Annotated in this window: 22 protein-coding genes and 1 pseudogene; 8 read left to right on the top strand and 15 right to left on the bottom strand. The window is 72.4% G+C overall.

Annotation, left to right across the window (positions count from 1 at the left end):
• Nucleotide 1: 1 nt before the first annotated feature.
• The 6 genes and pseudogenes from LWP59_RS11575 (at nucleotide 2) to LWP59_RS11550 (ending at nucleotide 5,385) form a co-directional block, all read left to right on the top strand.
• Nucleotides 2-1,384, top strand: a complete 1,383-nt coding sequence (locus LWP59_RS11575; RefSeq protein WP_229858336.1) for a family 2B encapsulin nanocompartment shell protein — start codon at nucleotides 2-4, stop codon at nucleotides 1,382-1,384.
• Nucleotides 1,381-2,379 carry a polyprenyl synthetase family protein gene (locus LWP59_RS11570; protein ID WP_144643550.1) on the top strand — a complete coding sequence of 333 codons (999 nt, stop codon included), beginning with the start codon at nucleotides 1,381-1,383 and terminating at the stop codon, nucleotides 2,377-2,379. The genes LWP59_RS11575 and LWP59_RS11570 overlap by 4 nt, the downstream gene beginning before the upstream one ends.
• Before the next feature lie 8 nt (nucleotides 2,380-2,387).
• A complete protein-coding gene (locus LWP59_RS11565) occupies nucleotides 2,388-2,555 on the top strand; it encodes a hypothetical protein (protein WP_186383511.1) in 168 nt (55 codons plus the stop codon).
• Between the two features lie 134 nt (nucleotides 2,556-2,689).
• Nucleotides 2,690-3,657: pseudogene (ispH, locus tag LWP59_RS40940) on the top strand (4-hydroxy-3-methylbut-2-enyl diphosphate reductase).
• Entirely contained in the window at nucleotides 3,654-4,754 is a 1,101-nt protein-coding gene (ispG, locus tag LWP59_RS11555; protein WP_144643549.1) for a flavodoxin-dependent (E)-4-hydroxy-3-methylbut-2-enyl-diphosphate synthase, read from the top strand. The pseudogene ispH and the gene ispG overlap by 4 nt, the downstream one beginning before the upstream one ends.
• Before the next feature lie 16 nt (nucleotides 4,755-4,770).
• Nucleotides 4,771-5,385: a pyridoxamine 5'-phosphate oxidase family protein gene (locus LWP59_RS11550; RefSeq protein WP_144643556.1), complete on the top strand. Its 615-nt coding sequence runs from the start codon at nucleotides 4,771-4,773 to the stop codon at nucleotides 5,383-5,385.
• Here LWP59_RS11550 and LWP59_RS11545 read toward each other — a convergent pair.
• The 9 genes from LWP59_RS11545 to LWP59_RS40665 form a co-directional block, all read right to left on the bottom strand.
• Entirely contained in the window at nucleotides 5,376-5,546 is a 171-nt protein-coding gene (locus LWP59_RS11545; protein ID WP_186383510.1) for a hypothetical protein, read from the bottom strand. The two genes, LWP59_RS11550 and LWP59_RS11545, sit on opposite strands and share 10 nt — an antisense overlap.
• Nucleotides 5,533-5,886 carry a DUF3140 domain-containing protein gene (locus tag LWP59_RS11540; protein ID WP_144643548.1) on the bottom strand — a complete coding sequence of 118 codons (354 nt, stop codon included), beginning with the start codon at nucleotides 5,884-5,886 and terminating at the stop codon, nucleotides 5,533-5,535. The genes LWP59_RS11545 and LWP59_RS11540 overlap by 14 nt, the downstream gene beginning before the upstream one ends.
• 4 nt (nucleotides 5,887-5,890) lie before the next feature.
• Nucleotides 5,891-6,106 carry a DUF3618 domain-containing protein gene (locus LWP59_RS11535; RefSeq protein ID WP_144643547.1) on the bottom strand — a complete coding sequence of 72 codons (216 nt, stop codon included), beginning with the start codon at nucleotides 6,104-6,106 and terminating at the stop codon, nucleotides 5,891-5,893.
• A complete protein-coding gene (locus LWP59_RS11530; RefSeq protein WP_144643546.1) occupies nucleotides 6,093-6,524 on the bottom strand; it encodes a phage holin family protein in 432 nt (143 codons plus the stop codon). The genes LWP59_RS11535 and LWP59_RS11530 overlap by 14 nt, the downstream gene beginning before the upstream one ends.
• Before the next feature lie 51 nt (nucleotides 6,525-6,575).
• The gene (gene ctaD / locus LWP59_RS11525) at nucleotides 6,576-8,339 is read right to left on the bottom strand and encodes an aa3-type cytochrome oxidase subunit I (protein ID WP_144643545.1); all 1,764 of its coding nucleotides are present in this window, start codon (nucleotides 8,337-8,339) and stop codon (nucleotides 6,576-6,578) included.
• 69 nt (nucleotides 8,340-8,408) lie between these two features.
• Entirely contained in the window at nucleotides 8,409-9,122 is a 714-nt protein-coding gene (locus LWP59_RS11520; protein ID WP_144643544.1) for a metallophosphoesterase family protein, read from the bottom strand.
• Complete coding sequence (locus tag LWP59_RS11515; protein ID WP_144643543.1) at nucleotides 9,119-9,373, bottom strand: BON domain-containing protein; 255 nt, start codon at nucleotides 9,371-9,373, stop codon at nucleotides 9,119-9,121. The genes LWP59_RS11520 and LWP59_RS11515 overlap by 4 nt, the downstream gene beginning before the upstream one ends.
• Entirely contained in the window at nucleotides 9,370-9,591 is a 222-nt protein-coding gene (locus LWP59_RS40670) for a hypothetical protein (protein ID WP_308431782.1), read from the bottom strand. Before LWP59_RS40670 ends, LWP59_RS11515 begins: the two co-directional genes overlap by 4 nt.
• Nucleotides 9,570-9,935 carry a nucleotidyltransferase family protein gene (locus tag LWP59_RS40665; RefSeq protein ID WP_308431781.1) on the bottom strand — a complete coding sequence of 122 codons (366 nt, stop codon included), beginning with the start codon at nucleotides 9,933-9,935 and terminating at the stop codon, nucleotides 9,570-9,572. Before LWP59_RS40665 ends, LWP59_RS40670 begins: the two co-directional genes overlap by 22 nt.
• Before the next feature lie 124 nt (nucleotides 9,936-10,059).
• Between LWP59_RS40665 and LWP59_RS11505 the strand changes: the two genes are divergently transcribed.
• Both LWP59_RS11505 and LWP59_RS11500 read left to right on the top strand, forming a co-directional pair.
• Nucleotides 10,060-10,428 carry an ATP-binding protein gene (locus LWP59_RS11505; protein ID WP_144643542.1) on the top strand — a complete coding sequence of 123 codons (369 nt, stop codon included), beginning with the start codon at nucleotides 10,060-10,062 and terminating at the stop codon, nucleotides 10,426-10,428.
• Between the two features lie 205 nt (nucleotides 10,429-10,633).
• A complete protein-coding gene (locus LWP59_RS11500; protein ID WP_144643541.1) occupies nucleotides 10,634-11,005 on the top strand; it encodes an STAS domain-containing protein in 372 nt (123 codons plus the stop codon).
• Here LWP59_RS11500 and LWP59_RS11495 read toward each other — a convergent pair.
• From LWP59_RS11495 to LWP59_RS11470, 6 genes are read right to left on the bottom strand one after another with little or no spacing between them, the layout of a single operon-like run.
• Nucleotides 10,971-11,939 (bottom strand): glycosyltransferase family 9 protein, encoded by a 969-nt coding sequence (locus LWP59_RS11495; protein WP_144643554.1) that lies wholly within the window; start codon nucleotides 11,937-11,939, stop codon nucleotides 10,971-10,973. The two genes, LWP59_RS11500 and LWP59_RS11495, sit on opposite strands and share 35 nt — an antisense overlap.
• Nucleotides 11,930-12,616: an SDR family oxidoreductase gene (locus LWP59_RS11490; RefSeq protein ID WP_144643540.1), complete on the bottom strand. Its 687-nt coding sequence runs from the start codon at nucleotides 12,614-12,616 to the stop codon at nucleotides 11,930-11,932. Before LWP59_RS11490 ends, LWP59_RS11495 begins: the two co-directional genes overlap by 10 nt.
• On the bottom strand, nucleotides 12,609-13,976 hold the full coding sequence (gene rfaE2 / locus LWP59_RS11485) for a D-glycero-beta-D-manno-heptose 1-phosphate adenylyltransferase (RefSeq protein WP_144643539.1): 1,368 nt from the start codon (nucleotides 13,974-13,976) through the stop codon (nucleotides 12,609-12,611). The genes LWP59_RS11490 and rfaE2 overlap by 8 nt, the downstream gene beginning before the upstream one ends.
• Entirely contained in the window at nucleotides 13,973-14,536 is a 564-nt protein-coding gene (locus LWP59_RS11480; protein ID WP_144643538.1) for a D-sedoheptulose-7-phosphate isomerase, read from the bottom strand. Before LWP59_RS11480 ends, rfaE2 begins: the two co-directional genes overlap by 4 nt.
• Nucleotides 14,533-15,543 (bottom strand): glycosyltransferase family 9 protein, encoded by a 1,011-nt coding sequence (locus LWP59_RS11475; protein WP_186383509.1) that lies wholly within the window; start codon nucleotides 15,541-15,543, stop codon nucleotides 14,533-14,535. Before LWP59_RS11475 ends, LWP59_RS11480 begins: the two co-directional genes overlap by 4 nt.
• Entirely contained in the window at nucleotides 15,537-17,015 is a 1,479-nt protein-coding gene (locus tag LWP59_RS11470) for an HAD-IIIA family hydrolase (RefSeq protein ID WP_144643537.1), read from the bottom strand. Before LWP59_RS11470 ends, LWP59_RS11475 begins: the two co-directional genes overlap by 7 nt.
• Between the last annotated feature and the right edge of the window lie 185 nt (nucleotides 17,016-17,200).

Here is a 17,200-nt window from a genome sequence, read left to right as displayed (position 1 = left end):
CGTGACGACGTTCGAGGCGGAAGCCAGGCTGTCGCTGGGCACCACGGCGGCGCGGCAGCTGGCCACCACGACCAAGTCCGTCCCCCAGATGCGTGGCATCAGCTCGCGGTGGCTGCTGCGCATGCTGCCCTGGGTCGACACCGCGGCGGGCACATACCGGGTCAACCGGCGGCTCACGCATGCCGTCGGCGAGGGGCGGGCGGCGTGCTACAGCACCGGCGGCGAAGTCCGGGTGGTCCCGCAGAGCCTCGGCGAGCTGCCGATCCTGCGCGGGTTCGGCGAGCCGGAGGTGCTCGCCGCGCTCGCCGGGCGGCTCGTGCAACGCGAGTACCGGCCCGGTGACCCGGTCACCGAGGCGGGACAGCCCGTCGAGGAAGGGTTCCTGATCGCGCACGGCAAGGTCGCCAGGAACGGCACCGGGCAGTACGGCGACACCACCTCCCTCGGCGTACTCGCCGACGGCGAGTTCCTCGGGCAGGAGCTGCTCGCCGGGACAGCCGGGTCCTGGCGGCATTCGGCGCGGGCGCTCACGCCGGTGACGGTGCTGGTGCTCCGGCGCGACGATCTCCGGCAGCTGCTGGAGACCTCGCACTCCCTGCGCGAGCACGTGACGCGGCTGCGCGCCCGGGCCGCGCTGCCGCAGAACAAGCACGGGGAAGCCGAGATCACGCTCGCGTCGGGGCACCGCGGGGAGCCGGAGCTGCCGGGCACCTTCGTCGACTACGACCTGGCGCCGCGGGAGTACGAGCTGAGCGTCGCGCAGACCGTGCTGCGCGTGCACTCCCGCGTCGCGGACCTGTTCAACAAGCCCATGAACCAGGTCGAGCAGCAGCTGCGCCTCACGGTCGAGGCGCTGCGGGAACGGCAGGAGCAGGAACTGCTGACCAACCCGGAGTTCGGCCTGCTGCACAACGCCGAGCACCGCCAGCGGATCCAGAACCGGGGCGGGCCACCGACCCCCGACGACCTGGACGAGCTGCTGTCCCGGCGCCGGAACACGGCGTTCTTCCTCGCCCATCCCCGCGCGATCGCCGCGTTCGGCCGGGAGTGCAGCCGCCGCGGCGTGCTGCAGCAGAGCGTCGGCGTGGACGGGACACAACTGACGTCGTGGCGGGGTGTGCCGATCCTGCCGTCGCCGAAGTTCCCGGTGTCGGCGGGGAACACGACGTCGATCCTCGCGATGCGGGTCGGCGAGCAGAAGCAGGGCGTGATCGGGCTGCGGCAGAGCGGGCTGCCCGACGAGATCGAACCGAGCCTCAACGTGCGGTACATGGGGCTCAGCGAAAAGGCGATGCTGTCCTATTTGGTCAGTGTGTACTACTCGGTCGCGGTGCTGGTGCCCGATGCGCTCGGCATCCTGGAGAACGTGGAGCTCGGACGATGACGGCGGAGCTGATTTCCGGTACCCGGACGGCACAGGAAACCCTGACGTGGGCACGGGAACTGGTCGAACCCGGGCTGCGGGCGGCCGTCGCGCAGCTGCCGCCGTCGATGCGGCCCGTCGCGGCACACCACTTCGGCTGGACCGACGGTGGCGGCAGCGGCAAGGCGATGCGGCCGGCGCTGGTCCTGCTCGCCGCGCAGGCGGTGGGCGCGCCCGCCGAACGGGCGCTGCCCGCCGCGGCCGCCGTCGAGCTGGTGCACGACTTCTCGCTGGTGCACGACGACGTGATGGACGGTGACGCGACGAGACGGCACCGGGCGACGGTGTGGAAGGAGTTCGGCACGAGCACCGCGATCCTGGCCGGTGACGCGCTGCTCGCACTCGCCACCCGGCTGCTCGCCGAGCGGCCGGACGAGCTGCGCGCACTGCTGACCGCGGTGCTCGACCTGATCGAGGGGCAGAGCGCGGACCTCGCGTTCGAGCGACGGGAGACCGTCGGCGCGGACGAGTGCCGGGCGATGGCCGCCGGCAAGACCGGGGCGCTGCTGGGCTGCGCGTGCGCGCTCGGCGCGCTCGCGGGCGGCGGCAGTCCCGCGCAGGTCGCGCGGCTGCGCGCGTTCGGGAAGGAGGTCGGGCTCGCGTTCCAGTTCGCCGACGACCTGCTGGGCATCTGGGGCGAACCCGCGGTGACGGGCAAGCCGGTGTACTCGGATCTGCGCAACCGCAAGAAGTCGCTGCCGGTGGTCGCCGCGCTCGCGTCGGACACCGGGGAGGGCCGCGAACTAGCGGCGCTGTACCGGAAACCGGGCACGCTGTCGGCACCGGAGCTGGCCCGCGCGGCCGAGCTGGTCGAGCGCGCGGGCGGTCGCGCCTGGAGCCGGGCCCCGGCAGACGAGCTGCTGGCGAGAGCGCGCACGCAGTTACGAGCACTGGAGCCGAAGCCGAGAGCCGAGCTCGAAGCGCTCGCCCAGCTGATCACCCGCCGGGACCACTAGGAGAACCGATGTCCTTCACCGCAGCACAGAGCATCCTGGCCGCGCACGATCCCGGCCGCCCCGAACCCGGTGCGGTACTCGTCGCCGACGACCTGCTGTGGCCGAGCAGGCCCGCCGTCCGGTGCCCGGCGGCGGTCCTGCTGGAGGGCGACTGCGCCGGCGCCGGGTTCCCGTGACCAGGGGGCACCTGCACGTCAGCGCCGCCGACCGAGGGGCGGCGGCGCTGCGTGCGGTGTTCCCGGTGACCGGCGGCGAGGCCGGGCTCGGCGTGGCCGTGACCGGACGGCCCTCGCCCGAGGTGACCGAGACGGTGTGTGCCGCGACCGGGGCGTGGCTCGCCGCCACCGGGCGGGCGCGCACGGTGCTGCTCGCCGCGCCGCGGTCGTTCTGCGCGGGGGTCGAGCGGGCGATCGAGATCGTGGAGCGGCTGCTCGCCCAGCGCGGCGGGCCGATCTACGTGCGCAAGGAGATCGTGCACAACGGCACGTCGTCGCCGGGCTCGAAGCGCGGGGCGCGGTGTTCGTCCAGGAGCTGGACGAGGTGCCGCGCGGCTCGGTCACGGTGTTCTCCGCGCACGGGGTCTCCCCCGCCGTCCGCGCGGAGGCGAAACGACGGCGGCTCGAGGTGATCGACGCGAGCTGCCCGCTGGTGACCAAGGTGCACACCGAGGCCCGGCGGTTCGCCGCGCAGGAGAACACGGTGCTGCTGATCGGGCACGCGGGGCACGAGGAGGTCGAGGGCACCCTCGGCGAGGCGCCGGACCGGACGGTGCTGGTGCAGTCGGTCGAGGAGGCGCGACGGGTCGAGGTCGCCGATCCGGCACGGGTGAGCTACCTGACCCAGACCACGCTGAGCGCCGACGAGACGGCGGCGGTGGTCGCCGAGCTGCGCGCCCGGTTCCCCGCCCTGCGCGGCCCGGCCTCGGACGACATCTGTTACGCCACCACGAACCGGCAGGACGCACTGAAGTCGATCGCCGTGGAGTCGGACGTGGTGCTGGTGGTCGGCTCCGCGAACTCCTCGAACTCGGTGCGGCTGGTCGAGCTCGCCCGGCGGGCCGGCACGCCGGCGCACCTGATCGACGACCCCCGCGACATCCGGCCTGCCTGGCTCGCCGGCGCGGGCGTCGTCGGCCTGACAGCCGGGGCGTCGGCGCCGCCACGGCTGGTGCGCGCGGTGATCGACGCGATCGGCGGGCTCGGCCCGGTCACCGTCGAGGAGCGCGAGACCACGCGTGAGACCGTCCACTTCACACTGCCCGTGACGGTGCGCTCGTGAGCGCGGTGGCGCTCGGCCTCCCGGACCTGCCGGTACGGCGCCGGAAGTCGCGGCAGGTCAGGGTCGGGGACTTGCCGGTGGGCGGGGGCGCGCCGGTGTCGGTGCAGTCGATGACCACGACCGTCACCGCCGACGTCGACGCGACCCTGCGGCAGATCGCCGAGCTGACCGCGGCGGGCTGCGAGATCGTGCGGGTCGCGGTGCCCTCCTCCGACGACGCCGACGCACTGTCCGCCATCGCGGCCAAGTCGGCCATCCCGGTGATCGCCGACATCCACTTCCAGCCCAGGTACGTGTTCGCGGCGATCGACGCCGGCTGCGCGGCGGTGCGGGTGAACCCGGGCAACATCATCAAGTTCGACGACAAGGTCGCCGAGATCGCCCGCGCCGCGACCGCCGCGCGGGTGCCCATCCGGATCGGGGTCAACGCGGGCTCGCTGGACAAGCGGCTGCTGGCCAAGTACGGCCGGGCGACGCCCGAGGCGCTGGTGGAGTCCGCGCTGTGGGAGTGCTCGCTGTTCGAGCAGCACGGGTTCGCCGACCTGAAGATCTCGGTGAAGCACCACGACCCGGTGGTGATGATCGAGGCGTACCGGCAGCTCGCGCGCCGCTGCGAGTACCCGCTGCATCTCGGTGTGATCGAGGCCGGGCCCGCGTTCCAGGGCACGGTCAAGTCGGCGGTGGCGTTCGGGGTGCTGCTGGCCGAAGGCATCGGCGACACGATCCGCGTGTCGCTCTCCGCGCCGCCGGTCGAGGAGGTCAAGGTGGGCGCGCAGATCCTCGAGTCGCTGGGGCTGCGGCCGCGGCGGCTGGAGATCGTGTCCTGCCCGTCGTGCGGCAGCGCGCAGGTGGACGTCTACCGGCTGGCGGAACGCGTGACGGCGGCGTTCGAGGGCTTCCCGGTTCCGCTGCGGGTGGCCGTGATGGGCTGCGTCGTGAACGGCCCCGGCGAGGCACGCGAAGCCGATCTCGGGGTGTCCTCGGGCAACGGGAAGGGACAGATCTTCGTGCGGGGCGAGGTGGTCAAGACGGTGCCGGAGAGCCGGATCGTGGAGACGTTGCTGGAAGAGGCCTTGGCGCGGTTCTCGCCGGAGTAGTGTCGGCCGGGTGGAGATGGACGAACTCACCTCGGAGGACGAGCTTCGCGAACTCATCGGCCTGCCGAACGAGGCGGCGCGGCGCAAGGAACGCCCGAAGCTCCACGAGTTCGACCGGCAGTGGCTCGCCGGGTCGCCGTTCTGCCTGATCGCCACCGCCGACGCCGCCGGCAGCTGCGACGTGTCCCCCAAGGGCGACCCGGCCGGCTTCACGCTCGTGCTCGACGACACGACGATCGCGATCCCGGAGCGGCCAGGCAACAAGCGGGTCGACGGGTTCCGCAACATCCTCGAGAACCCGCACGTGGGCCTGCTCTACTTCATCCCCGGCCGCGGCGACACCCTCCGGATCAACGGGCGGGCCCGGCTGGTCCGCGACGCCCCGTTCTTCGCGGACATGGTCGTCAAGGGCCACCGCCCGGTACTGGCGATCGTGGTCGAGATCGAGCAGATCTTCCACCACTGCGCCAAGGCGTTCATGCGCTCGAACCTGTGGCAACCCGAGACGTGGCGACCGGAATCGGCGCCCTCGCGACCCGTGATCGCCCGGGCGCTGGAACGCCCGGGCGACTCGCTCGAAGAGCTCGAACGCTACTACGGCCCCGAATACGCGGCGAAGCTCTACCGCTGAGGCGGCCCGGCGTTCGGCACGTCCGGGTCGTCGTCGGCGGGCGGCTCCGGGTCGCGCCACTCCTCGGCGCGGCTGGACCGGTTGCCCTGCAATGTTCCCCGCAGCTCGTGCTTGAGCTCGTCGTCCTCGCGTGGGCTGTGCTTCCCGCTACCGCGTTCCATCACGCACTCCCTTCAACGGGTCGTGCCCCAGCGACATCAGGCGATGCCGCCAGTTCTCCTGCCCGGCGGTGGGCTCGAGGTCGTCCCGCCGCTCGGCGTGGATTTTGTCGACGACCTTCCGCATCACCCGCTCGTCGTCGTCGGTGAGGTCCACCCGCCGTTTCTGCAGGATGTCCAGGACCCGTTGACCGGTGGGCGTGCCGGAGTGGTCCGGCAGCTCCTCGGCGTCCTCGTGTGCCGAGCGCGTGCGCAGCCATTCGCTCAGCTCCCGCGAGGTCATGTTCACCACCCGGTGGAACTCGTCCCACAGCTCGGTCTCGACCTCGACGTGCCGGCTCATCACGTCACCTCCCGCCGATGATCCTGCGGATGATCAGCACCAGCAACAGCCCCGCCCCGATCGCGGCGCCCGTGGTGAGCGCAGCGCGCTGCGTGGTGTGCGCGGTGTCCTTCACCTTCTCGGCCAGCGCCTCCGCGGTCTCGCCCAGCTCCTGCCGGGTCAGCTCCGCGTCGAGGCGCGCCTCCTCCACGTCGCGGGGGAACGTCTCACGCTTGGACATCGCTGTGCCCCCTCTGCCGCACCACGTCGACGTCCTTCTGCACGCCCGCGGCGGCTTCCTCGGGCACCGGCGGGACGGCGGACTTCAGCTTCTTCGCGCCCAGCATCGCGGCGATGCCCGCCCCCGCGAGCAGCGCCACGCCGATGATCAGCGCGGCCGCCCACGCGGGCAGGACCAGCGCGAGCGCGAGCACGGCACACGCGATCAGCGTCGCGGCCCCCAACAGCGCGACCACTCCGGCGGCACCGGTCAGGCCGGCACCGATGCCGGCGCGCTTGCCCTTCTGCTTGAGCTCCTCTGTGGCCAGGAGCAGCTCGTCCCGCACGAGACGCCTGGTCTGCTCGGACATGTCCTGGACCAGCTGCGCGATCGAGCGGTCCCCGACCGCCGTCGGTCCAGGACCGGCTGCTTCACTCATCGTCGTCTCCTCCAAGTCGGTCCTGAACCGACTACCCGAGGGGGACGACCCCTAATCGTGTGGCGTGCTCGCCTGCGAGGCCTTTTCGGACGGTGTCTCGGCGGCCTCGGAGTGCGGGACCGGCTTGCCGGTCAGGGTGATGTGGCCTTCGTCGTGCAGGCGTTCCACGAGGTGCGGGTAGTGCAGCTCGAACGCCGGCCGCTCGCTGCGGATACGCGGCAGCTCCAGGAAGTTGTGCCTGGGTGGTGGGCAGGTCGTGGCCCATTCCAGCGAGTTGCCGAAGCCCCAAGGATCGTCCACTTCGACGGGCTCGCCGAACCGGTAGCTGCGGACCACGTTGTAGATGAACGGCAGCATCGACGCGCCGAGGATGAACGCGCCGATCGTCGAGATGGTGTTGAGCAGGGTGAACCCGTCCGTCGGCAGGTAGTCGGCGTAGCGGCGCGGCATGCCCATGTCGCCGAGCCAGTGCTGGACCAGGAAGGTCGTGTGGAACCCGATGAACGTGGTCCAGAAATGCAGCTTGGCCAGCGGTTCGTCGAGCATCCGCCCGGTCATCTTCGGGAACCAGAAGTACACCCCGGCGAACGTGGCGAACACGATGGTGCCGAACAGCACGTAGTGGAAGTGCGCGACAACGAAGTAGCTGTCGGTGACATGGAAGTCCAGTGGCGGGGCGGCGAGGATGATGCCGGTCAGCCCGCCGAGCAGGAACGTCACCAGGAACCCGACCGACCACAGCATCGGGCTCTCGAAGCTGATGCGGCCCTTCCACATGGTGCCGATCCAGTTGAAGAACTTGATCCCGGTCGGCACCGCGATCAGGAACGTCATGAACGAGAAGAACGGCAGCAGCACCGCGCCCGTGGCGAACATGTGGTGCGCCCATACGGCGAACGACAGCGCGGTGATGCCGATCGTCGCGAACACCATCAGCCGGTAGCCGAACAGCGGTTTGCGGCTGAACACCGGAATGATCTCGGTGACGATCCCGAAGTAGGGCAAGGCGATGATGTAGACCTCGGGATGGCCGAAGAACCAGAACAGGTGCTGCCACAGGATGGCGCCGCCGTTCGCGGGGTCGAACACGTGCGCGCCGATAAGCCGGTCGGCCAGCAGGACGAACAGGGCGGCGGTGAGGATCGGGAACGCGGCGAGGATCAGGATCGAGGTGAACAGGATGTTCCAGGTGAAGATCGGCATCCGCCACATCGTCATGCCGGGCGCGCGCAGGCACACGATGGTCGTCACCATGTTGACCGCGCCAAGGATCGTGCCGAGACCGGACACGATGAGCCCGGCCGCCCACATGTTGCCCCCGACGCCGGGCGAGTGCATGAAGTCCGACAGCGGGGTGTAGCCGGTCCACCCGAAGTCCGCGGCCCCGCCCGGCGTGGCGAACGAGGCCAGCACGATCAGGCCACCGAACAGGAACAGCCAGTAGGAGAAGGCGTTGAGGCGGGGGAACGCGACGTCCGGGGAGCCGATCTGCAGCGGCAGCACCAGGTTGGCGAACGCGAACAGGTTCGGGGTCGCGTACAGCAGCAGCATGATCGTGCCGTGCATGGTGAACAGCTGGTTGTACTGCTCGTTCGAGAGGAACTGCAGGCCGGGCCGAGCCAGCTCACTGCGCATCAGCAGCGCCATCGCGCCGCCGACGACGAAGAACCCGAGCGAGGTGAACAGGTACATCAGGCCGATGACCTTGTGGTCGGTCGTCCGGGTCAGCTTGAGCAGCGCCCGGCCGCGGCGATGCCTGGGCGGCAGCTCGTACCGGTTCCCCAGGACGATGGGGCGGGCCCGCAGTTCGGTCATCGCATCCTCGCCTTCGTCGCGCGCAGTGCCGACCGGGCGTACCCACTGTCCTCCGGGCTTAAAAGTGAATCAAGCCCCCAATCCGTAGGTGGCGAAGGTGCCGCGGATCATCGGCTGCGCGACGTTGCGGACGCGTACTCCGCCCGGGGTGACCCCCTGCTCGCACCCGAAGTGGGCGTGGCCGTGGACCGCGAGGGCCACCCCGCACTCGTCGATCACCTCGCCCAGCTGGTAGCAGCCCACGAACGGGTAGATCTCGGGCGGCTCGCCACGCAGGGTCTCCGGGATCGGCGAGTAGTGCGTCAGCGCGATCCGGACGTCCGTGTCGAGACTTTCGAGCGCGGAGCGTAACCGCTCGGCTCGCTCGATCGTGTGACCGACGAAGGCCTTCATCTCCCGCTCGCCGAAATTGCTCGCGCACTTCCCGGCGAACCCTCCGCCGAAGCCTTTCACGCCCGCCACGCCGAGCCGCTTCCCGTCCACGTCCAGGGTCACCGCGTCGCCTTCGAGGACCCGGATGCCGTGGTCCTCCAGCAGCTTCGCGATGTCGTCGGCGGCGTCGCCGTGGTAGTCGTGGTTGCCGAGGACGGCGACCACCGGGACCGGCAGGTCGCTGAACTCCTCCGCCGCGACGCGGGCCTCGTCGACGGCGCCGTGGCGGGTCAGGTCGCCCGCCAGCAGCAGCACGTCGGCGTGCTCGGCCAGGTTGTCCAGTGCGGGCCGGAGCCGGCCACGGCCGTCCTCGCCCAGGTGCACGTCCCCGACGGCAGCGACCCGGATCACCGCAGCTCCTCCCGTCGTGCCGGTTCGCGGGTGTCGGCCACCCGCACGTCGTTGTGCAGCTGCACCCCCGGCACCAGCTCGCCGAGCACCTGCTCCAGCTCGGCGCGTCGCTGCTCGGTCGCCACCTCGCCGGAGAGGTGGACGTGGTCCCCGCGCACGTTGACCCGCACGCCCAGCTCGCACGTGCGCGGGTCCTCGGCCAGCGCACGCCGCACGTGCGCGACCCGGTACTGCGGGCTCTCGTCGGTCATGTCCCGCTCCTCTCGGCTTCCACCTCGGCCACGGAAAGCGCTTCCACCAGCATCAGGAACGAGCGGGCATAGGGCGACTCGGCGGTCTCCGCCGCCACCCGTCCCCAGTCGATCTGCTCCCGCAGGTCCCTGGCGATGAGCAGGAGCGGGGTGAAGTCGCACCGGTGCGGGTTGAGCACCAGCAGCTTGTCCACCATCAGGTCGGTCGCGGTGACCACGGGGGCGAGCGCGGCCCCGATCCGCATCCGCTCCGCGCGGCCAGCAGCTCGGTCATGTCCGACCGGTAGTTCGGCCGGAAGATGAGGTCGACGAGCACGTCACCGTCGTAGACCTTGGTGAGCCAGTCCTCGGGCGGGTCCTCCGGGCGCATCCCGACGTCCACCAGCGCCTTCTGCGCGGCCTCGACGTCGTCCTCCAGCAGGAACACGTCCACGTCGTGGTCCGAGGGCGGGCCGCCCCGCGCGTAGACCGCGCAGCCGCCGGCCACCGCGAACCCGATCCCGCCGGCGGCCAGCGTGTTCACCACCTTCGTCAGCGTCTGCAGCAGGGCCCGCTCGTCCACCAGGGACTACCCTGCCGCCCAGCGCCGGAAACACTGTCCACATCGGACTGTCAGGGGCCGGTGTTTCCGACCCGTTGGCACCGGGTACGTACCGGCTGTCACGAAGGTTTGGGAGAAAAGTCCGATGCGAAGCCATGCGGAGATCACGCTGGCGCGAACACCGGAGGCGCCACGCCGGGCCCGCCGGTTCGTCGACGGGGTGTGCCTCGACTGGCACCTCACCTCGCTCACCCCGGATGCGGAGACCGTGGCGAGCGAGCTGGTGGAGAACACGCTGCAGCACACCGGATCCACCCCGAAACTGAGCCTGGAGCTGAACCGGGGCGAGCTGACCATCGCGGTCTCCGACGACAGCCCCGAGCGCGCCTACGTGCGCGACGGCGGCAGTGGGGGCGGGTTCGGGATGCTCATCATCCAGCGGACGGCCCGGGAGTGGGGCTGCGCCGACCGCGGCTCAGGCGGGAAGACGGTCTGGGCGAGGCTGGTCGCGTAGAAGATTCACGTGTGACCAGGAGTAGCGACTGCGTGACACTTCTCGTGCCTTGCCTGGTCCGTGCCACGACCGTACCGTCGAAGGCGAGCGGTTGAGAGCCCAGCCGCGCCGGGAAAGCGACTCGCACCCGACCGTCGGTTTTCTTTTTCAGGCCTCTGCAGTGTGCGTTCTCTTCCCGGGCACCTTCGACAGATCGGAAGACGTTGTGCACACCTCGAACGACGTCCGGATCGACGCGGAACACCGCCACGACGGCATTCTCCTGGCCCGCACGGCGGGCGAGGTCGACGCACTGGGCGCGCCCTGTCTCCGGAACTTCCTCGGCGCCCAGGTGGCGGCGGACCAGCAGTTCGTCCTCGACCTGGATCAGGTCACCTTCCTCGGCTCGGCCGGGATGCAGGTCCTGCTCGACGCCGACGACGACGCCGCGCGGCGCCGGCTGCGCTGGGCGCTGGTCGGCTCCACCCGGGCGGTGACCAGGCCGCTGCAGCTGACCGGGCTGGCCGCCCGGCTGCCGCTGCAGCCCACGGTGCCCGCCGCCCTCACCGTCCTGTCCGCGCCACAGCCCGTTCCCTGACCGTCCACAACGGACTCGCCGCGGCGAGCACGTCGGCCGGGGTGATGCGCAGCAGCCCCGGATCCGGCTCGTCGGCGAAGGGGTCCGCGCCGCTGCCGGACCACAGCGCCACATGCCGGTCCGCCGAGCCCGGCGGCGGTCCCCACTGCGACGGCGGGACCGGCCCGAACACCAGCACCGAAGGCGTGCCGTAGGCCGTCGCGAGATGCCCGGCACCCGTGTCCCCGCACACGACGAGCGCCGCGTCGGCCACCAGCGCGGCCAGCTCGGGCAGGGCCGTCTTCCCCGCCAGCACCGCCTCCTCCCCCAGCCCGGCCGCATCGGCGACCGACCTGGCGAGCGCGTACTCCCCGGCGTTGCCGGTCACCACCACCCGCCTTCCCTCCGCGGCCAGTGCCCGGCCGACCTCGCCGAACCGCTCGGGCGGCCAGCGCCGCGAGCCGTAGGCGGCGCCGGGGTGCAGGACCACGGCAGCCGGTGCAGGGCTGGGCAGGTCCGGCCGCGCGATGGCGAGATCCGTGCGGTCGGCGGGAATCCCGTAGTAGCCGAGCAGGTCGCACCAGCGTTCCGCCTCGTGCACGCCCGTCGCCCGCCACGCCGGGCCGTCGAGCCCCGGATAGTCGTGGTGGGTGTGGGTGAGCAGGCGTCCCGGCCGGGTCCCGAACAGGTCCTCGACGCTCTGCGGGCCGCTGCCGTGCAGGTTGACCGCCACCGACGGCGGCGCACCACGCCAGGACAGCCCGCCCAGCCTCGTGGTGGGCAGCAGCTCGTCGACGGCGCCCGTGAGCGCCACCAGCTCACGCAGGCCCGCGGGCGCGGCCAGGGTGATCCGCGCCCGCGGGAAGGCCGCGCGCAGCCCGCGCAGCGCGGGCACGGAGACGAGCAGGTCCCCGACGCCCAGCGCACGCAGGACCAGCACGTCGGTCACGGCCAGGAGCCCTCTTCGGAGGAGGCCACGACCATCTCCCGCACCTCGCAGCCCGCGGACTGCGACAGGGCGAACAGCACCGCCTTCGCGGTGTCCTCCGGGCGGTTGAGCTTCGCGTCGGCCGGCGGCTTGTACTGCTCGTCGCGGGTGTCGAAGAACGCCGTGTGCATACCGCCGGGAATCAGCAGCGTCACGCCGACCTGGCCCGCGGTCTCGGCCGCGAGCGCGCGGGTGAACCCGACCACGCCCCACTTCGACGCGCAGTAGGCAGTGGCGTCGCTGACCGCCTTGATGCCGAGGGTGGACGCGACGGTGACGACCTTGCCGTGCGAGCGCTTCAGGTAGGGCAGCGCCGCCCGGATCACCGCGGCGGTGCCGAGCAGGTTGACCTTCACCACCCGCTCCCAGTCCGTTGTGGACACCGAGTCCAGGGTGCCCGGGGTGTCGATGCCCGCGGCGGTGAAGACGGCGTCGAGGCCGCCCGCGGTCTCGGCGATCTCGGCGACGGCCTTTTCGGTGGCCGCGGTGTCGGTGAGGTCCACCGACACGTACGGCACGTCGGCGGCCGGCGGCTTGAGGTCGAGCACCAGCGGCTGCCCGCCGGCTTCGGCCACGGCCGCGACGGCCGCGGCGCCCAGCCCGGACGCGCCACCGGTGATCAGTACCTTGCCCAGCTCAGCCATGGGAGACTCCCTCCAGCAGTCGGGTCGTCGAATAGCCTTCGACGGTCGGAACCAGCACGATCTCGCCACCGTGCGCGCGCACGACCTCGGCCTCGGGCAGTTCGGTGCCCGCGTAGTCGCCGCCCTTCACCCAGACATCCGGCGCGATCCTGTCGAGCAGGGCGGCCGGCGAGGACTCGTCGAACACCGCCACCGCGTCCACCGACTCGAGCGCGGCGAGCACCCGCACCCGGTCGGCGGCGGGCACGACGGGCCGCGTCGGTCCCTTGAGCCGGCGCACGGAGGCGTCGGAGTTCACGCACACGATCAGCGCGTCGCCGAGCGACCGCGCGTGCCGCAGCAACGCGACGTGCCCGGGGTGCAGCAGGTCGAAGCAGCCGCCGGTGGCGACCAGGCGCCCGCCGCGGCGGCGTACCCGCTCGGCGAAGGCGAGCGGGTCGGTCACCGGCTCGGGCTCGGCCTCGTCGGCCGGTTGCGAGACGGCGGTGGCCGCACCCGCGGCGACGAACCGCGCGGCGGACTCGACGGCGGTCGTCACCGCGCCGGTGAGGTCCGCGCCGTCGAACAGGGCCGCGGCGGCGGCGCTGGCGAACCGGTCGCCCGCGCCGCAGGTGTCCGGCCGCAGGCTCGCGGCGACCTTCGCCGGGCCCGGGATCGGCACCGTGCGCACCTCGCCGCCCGCGGCCAGCACCGCGCCGCGCGAGCCGAGCGTGACCGCGACCGCGGACGCGTTCCACTTGTCCCGCAAGGAAACCGCGAGTTCGGCGGGATCGCCGGCCGCCCCGGCGAACTTCACCGCCTCCGCGTCGTTCGGAGTCACCAGCCGGGCGCCGGGGACGGGCGCGCCGCCGCGGGGATGCGGGTCCCAGACCACCGGCACCCGCGTCGCGGCCTCGGCCAGCAGCTTCCGGATCTGCGGATGATCGGCGACACCGCGGCCGTAGTCGGCCACGAGGACCGTCGACGCGCTTCGCAGCAAGGAGATCGTGCGCTCGTCGAGCGTCCGGCGGGACGCGCGGCCGCCGCCGTGGTCCAGCCGCACGACGGACTGCTGCCCCGCGCGGATCCTCGTCTTGCGCGGGGTCTCCCCGTCCAGCGGCAGCGTGCAGAGCTCGACCTCGCCCTCCAGCAGGGCGGCCAGCCGCGCGCCGCTGGGATCGGCGCCGATCGCGGTGACGAGGACGACCTCGGCCGCGGAGCGGGCGGCGAGCAGGGCCGCGAGCCCGGCGCCGCCGGGCCGCTGCCACTCCCGGCCGACGTCGACGACGGGCACGGGCGCCTCCGGGCAGAGTCGCTCCGAGGTGCCCTCGACGTCGATGTCGAGCAGGGCGTCGCCGACCACCACCAGCGGCCCCGTCACGAGGGCACTCCGAGCGCCTCGTCGAGGGCCGCGCACAGCCCGTGCACCACCGCCAGGTGCGCCTCCTGCACCGTGCCGGTGCGGGGCGCGTCGATCGCGATGACGTCGTCGCACAGGGAAGCCAGCTCGTTCGGGGCCGGGCCGGTGAGCGCCCACGTCGTCATGTCGAGCTGGTTGGCGACCTTCGCGGCCAGGCACACGTTCTGACTGCGGCCGCTGGTCGAGAGCGCCACCAGCACGTCACCGGCACGGCCGTGGGCGCGCACCTGGCGGGCGAAGACCTCCTGCTCGCCGAAGTCGTTGACGATCGCGGTGGTCGCCGAGGTGTCGGCGTGCAGCGCGATGGCGGACAGCGGCTGCCGGTCGTTGACGAACCTGCCGACCAGCTCGCCGGTCAGGTGCTGGGCCTCCGCCGCGCTGCCGCCGTTGCCGCAGGCGAGCAGTCTGCCGCCGCGGGCGAACACGTCGGCGAGATGTCGGCCCCAGGCCTCGATTCTCGGCGCGTCCGCGCTGAGCCTCTGCATCGCGGTGGACAAAGCTCCGAACCGCTCTTCGATCACGCTGCACCTCCTAGTTTCTCGACGGCCTGGCAGACGTCTTCGGGTGGCACCCCGGTCAGGCAGGGGTGGCCGGGCACCGGGCACTGCCGTGCGCGGGTGTCGCGGCACGGCGCGTCCTGGTCCCCGAGCAGCACGACGGGCACGCCGTGGGGCGCCCATCGCTGCGCGGGCACCACGGGGGCGAACAGCGACACCACCGGGGTGCCGACGGCCGCCGCGAGATGGGCCGGCCCGGTGTTGGGGGCGACGAGCACGCGGGCACCGGCCAGTACCGCGGCGAGCTCGGCGAAGTCCGTCCGGCCGGTCAGGTCCAGCGCGTGCGTGCCCGCGACCCCGGCGGTGAGCGCGGCCTCGCCAGGACCGCCGGTGACGACGACGCGGTAACCGCTTTCAGCCAGCATCCGCACGGCTTCCGCGTTGTGCCCGGCAGGCCACTGGCGGGCGGGCACCGAGGCCGCGGGATGCACCACGACATAACCGGGTTCGCCGACCAGGTGAGACACGTCGGGCAGCGGCCGGCGTACGCCGAGACCGCCCGCGTCGCCGGGCGGCAGGGCGAAACCGGCCGCCTGGGCGAGGGAAAGCGCTCTCTCGGCTTCGGGCGGGTCGCCGTCGACGCGATGGCGCAGGTCCAGCAGCGAGCCCGGGTAGTCCTCGCTGATCGCCCCGATCCACGGCACCCCGCATTCACGCAGGACCAGCGCCAGCGGCAGCGCGGACTGGTGGAACGACGTGAAGATCAGGGCCTTGTCGAAGCCCCCGGCGAGGATCTTCGTCTTCAGCTCGCCCAGGTGCTCCGGTGTGACCGCGGGCGGCGCCGGGTCGATCCACGGCGCGCACCACGTGACGACCTCGTCCACCCCCGGCAGCAGTTCCGCGGCGACGCGCCCGTGCGGCCCGGCGAGCATCGTCACCGAGTCCGCGGCCGCGGCGACGGCACGCACGGCGGGCCCGGCGAGCAGGACGTCGCCCGCGTTGTCCAGTCGTGCCACCAGGACCTTCACCATGCCCGCTCCCCCATCGCCAGGCCGACCGCCTCCCGCAGGTCCTTCGCGACGTACGGGGCCGAGCGGATCTCCTCGGCACGCGTCCGGCCGGTCGGCACGAGGATCCCGGTCGCGCCGGCCGCGCGGGCGGCCGCTACGTCGGACCCGATGTCGCCGATCACCACGCAGTCGCGCGGCCGCACCCCCAGCGCCCGCGCGGCCTGCCGCACGAGCCCCGGTTTCGGCTTCCGGCAGGCACATCCGTCGCTCTCGCCGTGCACGCACACCTGCCAGGTGTCGAACGGCCCGAGCAGTTGCTCGACCCGCGCGTTGACCTCGGCGAGCTGCTGCTCGGTGATGAGACCGCGGGCGACGCCGGACTGGTTGCTCACCACGCCGATCGGCACGCCCGCGTCGCGCAGCCGTCGCAGCACCTGCTCGGCGCCCGGCACGGGTCGCACGAGCTTCGCGTCGGAAAGATAGGGCTCGTCGACGATCAAGGTGTCGTCGCGGTCGAACAACACGGCCCCGGGCGTCGCGGGTTCGGCGCGCAGGGCCGAGATTTCCCCGCACAGCCGGGAAAACACCGCGGCGGACGGGATGAGCGCGCTCGTCACGGTCATCCGGGCGACCTCGTCGCGCGTGCGCGGGCCTGGCAGGATCCGCCGCAGGGCGAGGTCGGCGGTGAGGGCCAGCCACGCCGCACCCGCGACCGTCGCGACGCGACGCAATCTCGTGCGCGAGAGGCCAGCGGCCGCGAGCGCCGCCGCGGTGGTGAACGCGTGCCGCCCGAGCGGGCTGGGTCCGATGCCGGCGAGATCGCGCCAGGCGGACCCGAACTTCCGGCGCAGCAAGGCATCCTCGGCATGCGTCCGCTGCTCGGTCACACTCGCGAAGAACCCCGACGGGCGCAGCGGCTGCAGAGTCGTCCGCGAACCACGTTCGACGGCGAAGCCCGCTTGCCGCACCCGCAGGGCGAAATCCGCTTCGGCGCGGAAAAGACGTTCGTCGAACCCGTCGAGCGCGGCCAGGACCCCGCGCCGGTAGGCGATGTCGGAGCCGACCCAGCCCGACGCGTGCTCGACCGTCCGGCGTTCGTGTTCGGTCGCGCGGCGCCCGCCCGTGGGCGGCGAAACGACCAGATGCCCCCGCGAGCCGGCGACCCGCTCCGGCAGCGCGGTGAGGTCGGCGACGAGCCGCTGCCGCCAGTCGGCGGGCGGGCGCACGTCCTCGTCCAGGAACACGATCCAGTCGCTGCGCGCCGCGCGCCAGCCGGCGTTACGCGCCGCGGCCGGGCCGGACGCGGCCGGGCGCACCACCCGGACCGGAAGGGCCGACGCGGGCAGCGGCGCACCGGAGGGGCGGTCGTCGACCACGACCACCTCGTCCGGCGCCGGGCCGCTGCCGTGCTCCAGCGCGGAGAGGAGGGTGCCCAGCGAGCTCCCGCCGGTGCCCGGCACGACTACCGCATACCCCACGCGGGAAATCCGCATGCTCACCTCCTTCTCTGCTACCGCTACCCGGCGCAGCGACTGCTAAACAGGCCGGGGTACGGACCGTGAGCACTTCCCCGTTCCCATAGAAGCTCGCTTACCCACCGTCGATACCGGCAAACGCTGCGGAGGTACTTCTTCTCCTTCTTCCGCACGGCGCCGAATTCGCTCCGGAATCGGGCGAA

The sequence above is a fragment of the Amycolatopsis acidiphila genome, from assembly GCF_021391495.1.
In the GTDB taxonomy this organism is placed as follows: Bacteria; Actinomycetota; Actinomycetes; order Mycobacteriales; family Pseudonocardiaceae; genus Amycolatopsis_E; species Amycolatopsis_E acidiphila.
This window is presented reverse-complemented; position numbering and strand designations above follow the sequence as displayed.

What these genes read in the sequence shown, in the direction of transcription:
- LWP59_RS11570 (WP_144643550.1), top strand. Translation starts at nt 1,381, where the DNA reads ATGACGGCGGAGCTGATTTCCGGTACCCGGACGGCACAGGAAACCCTG.
- LWP59_RS11565 (WP_186383511.1), top strand. Translation starts at nt 2,388, where the DNA reads ATGTCCTTCACCGCAGCACAGAGCATCCTGGCCGCGCACGATCCCGGC.
- LWP59_RS11550 (WP_144643556.1), top strand. Translation starts at nt 4,771, where the DNA reads ATGGACGAACTCACCTCGGAGGACGAGCTTCGCGAACTCATCGGCCTG.
- LWP59_RS11545 (WP_186383510.1), bottom strand. Translation starts at nt 5,546, where the DNA reads ATGGAACGCGGTAGCGGGAAGCACAGCCCACGCGAGGACGACGAGCTC.
- LWP59_RS11540 (WP_144643548.1), bottom strand. Translation starts at nt 5,886, where the DNA reads ATGAGCCGGCACGTCGAGGTCGAGACCGAGCTGTGGGACGAGTTCCAC.
- LWP59_RS11535 (WP_144643547.1), bottom strand. Translation starts at nt 6,106, where the DNA reads ATGTCCAAGCGTGAGACGTTCCCCCGCGACGTGGAGGAGGCGCGCCTC.
- LWP59_RS11530 (WP_144643546.1), bottom strand. Translation starts at nt 6,524, where the DNA reads ATGAGTGAAGCAGCCGGTCCTGGACCGACGGCGGTCGGGGACCGCTCG.
- ctaD (WP_144643545.1), bottom strand. Translation starts at nt 8,339, where the DNA reads ATGACCGAACTGCGGGCCCGCCCCATCGTCCTGGGGAACCGGTACGAG.
- LWP59_RS11515 (WP_144643543.1), bottom strand. Translation starts at nt 9,373, where the DNA reads ATGACCGACGAGAGCCCGCAGTACCGGGTCGCGCACGTGCGGCGTGCG.
- LWP59_RS11505 (WP_144643542.1), top strand. Translation starts at nt 10,060, where the DNA reads ATGCGAAGCCATGCGGAGATCACGCTGGCGCGAACACCGGAGGCGCCA.
- LWP59_RS11490 (WP_144643540.1), bottom strand. Translation starts at nt 12,616, where the DNA reads ATGGCTGAGCTGGGCAAGGTACTGATCACCGGTGGCGCGTCCGGGCTG.
- LWP59_RS11475 (WP_186383509.1), bottom strand. Translation starts at nt 15,543, where the DNA reads ATGGTGAAGGTCCTGGTGGCACGACTGGACAACGCGGGCGACGTCCTG.
- LWP59_RS11470 (WP_144643537.1), bottom strand. Translation starts at nt 17,015, where the DNA reads ATGCGGATTTCCCGCGTGGGGTATGCGGTAGTCGTGCCGGGCACCGGC.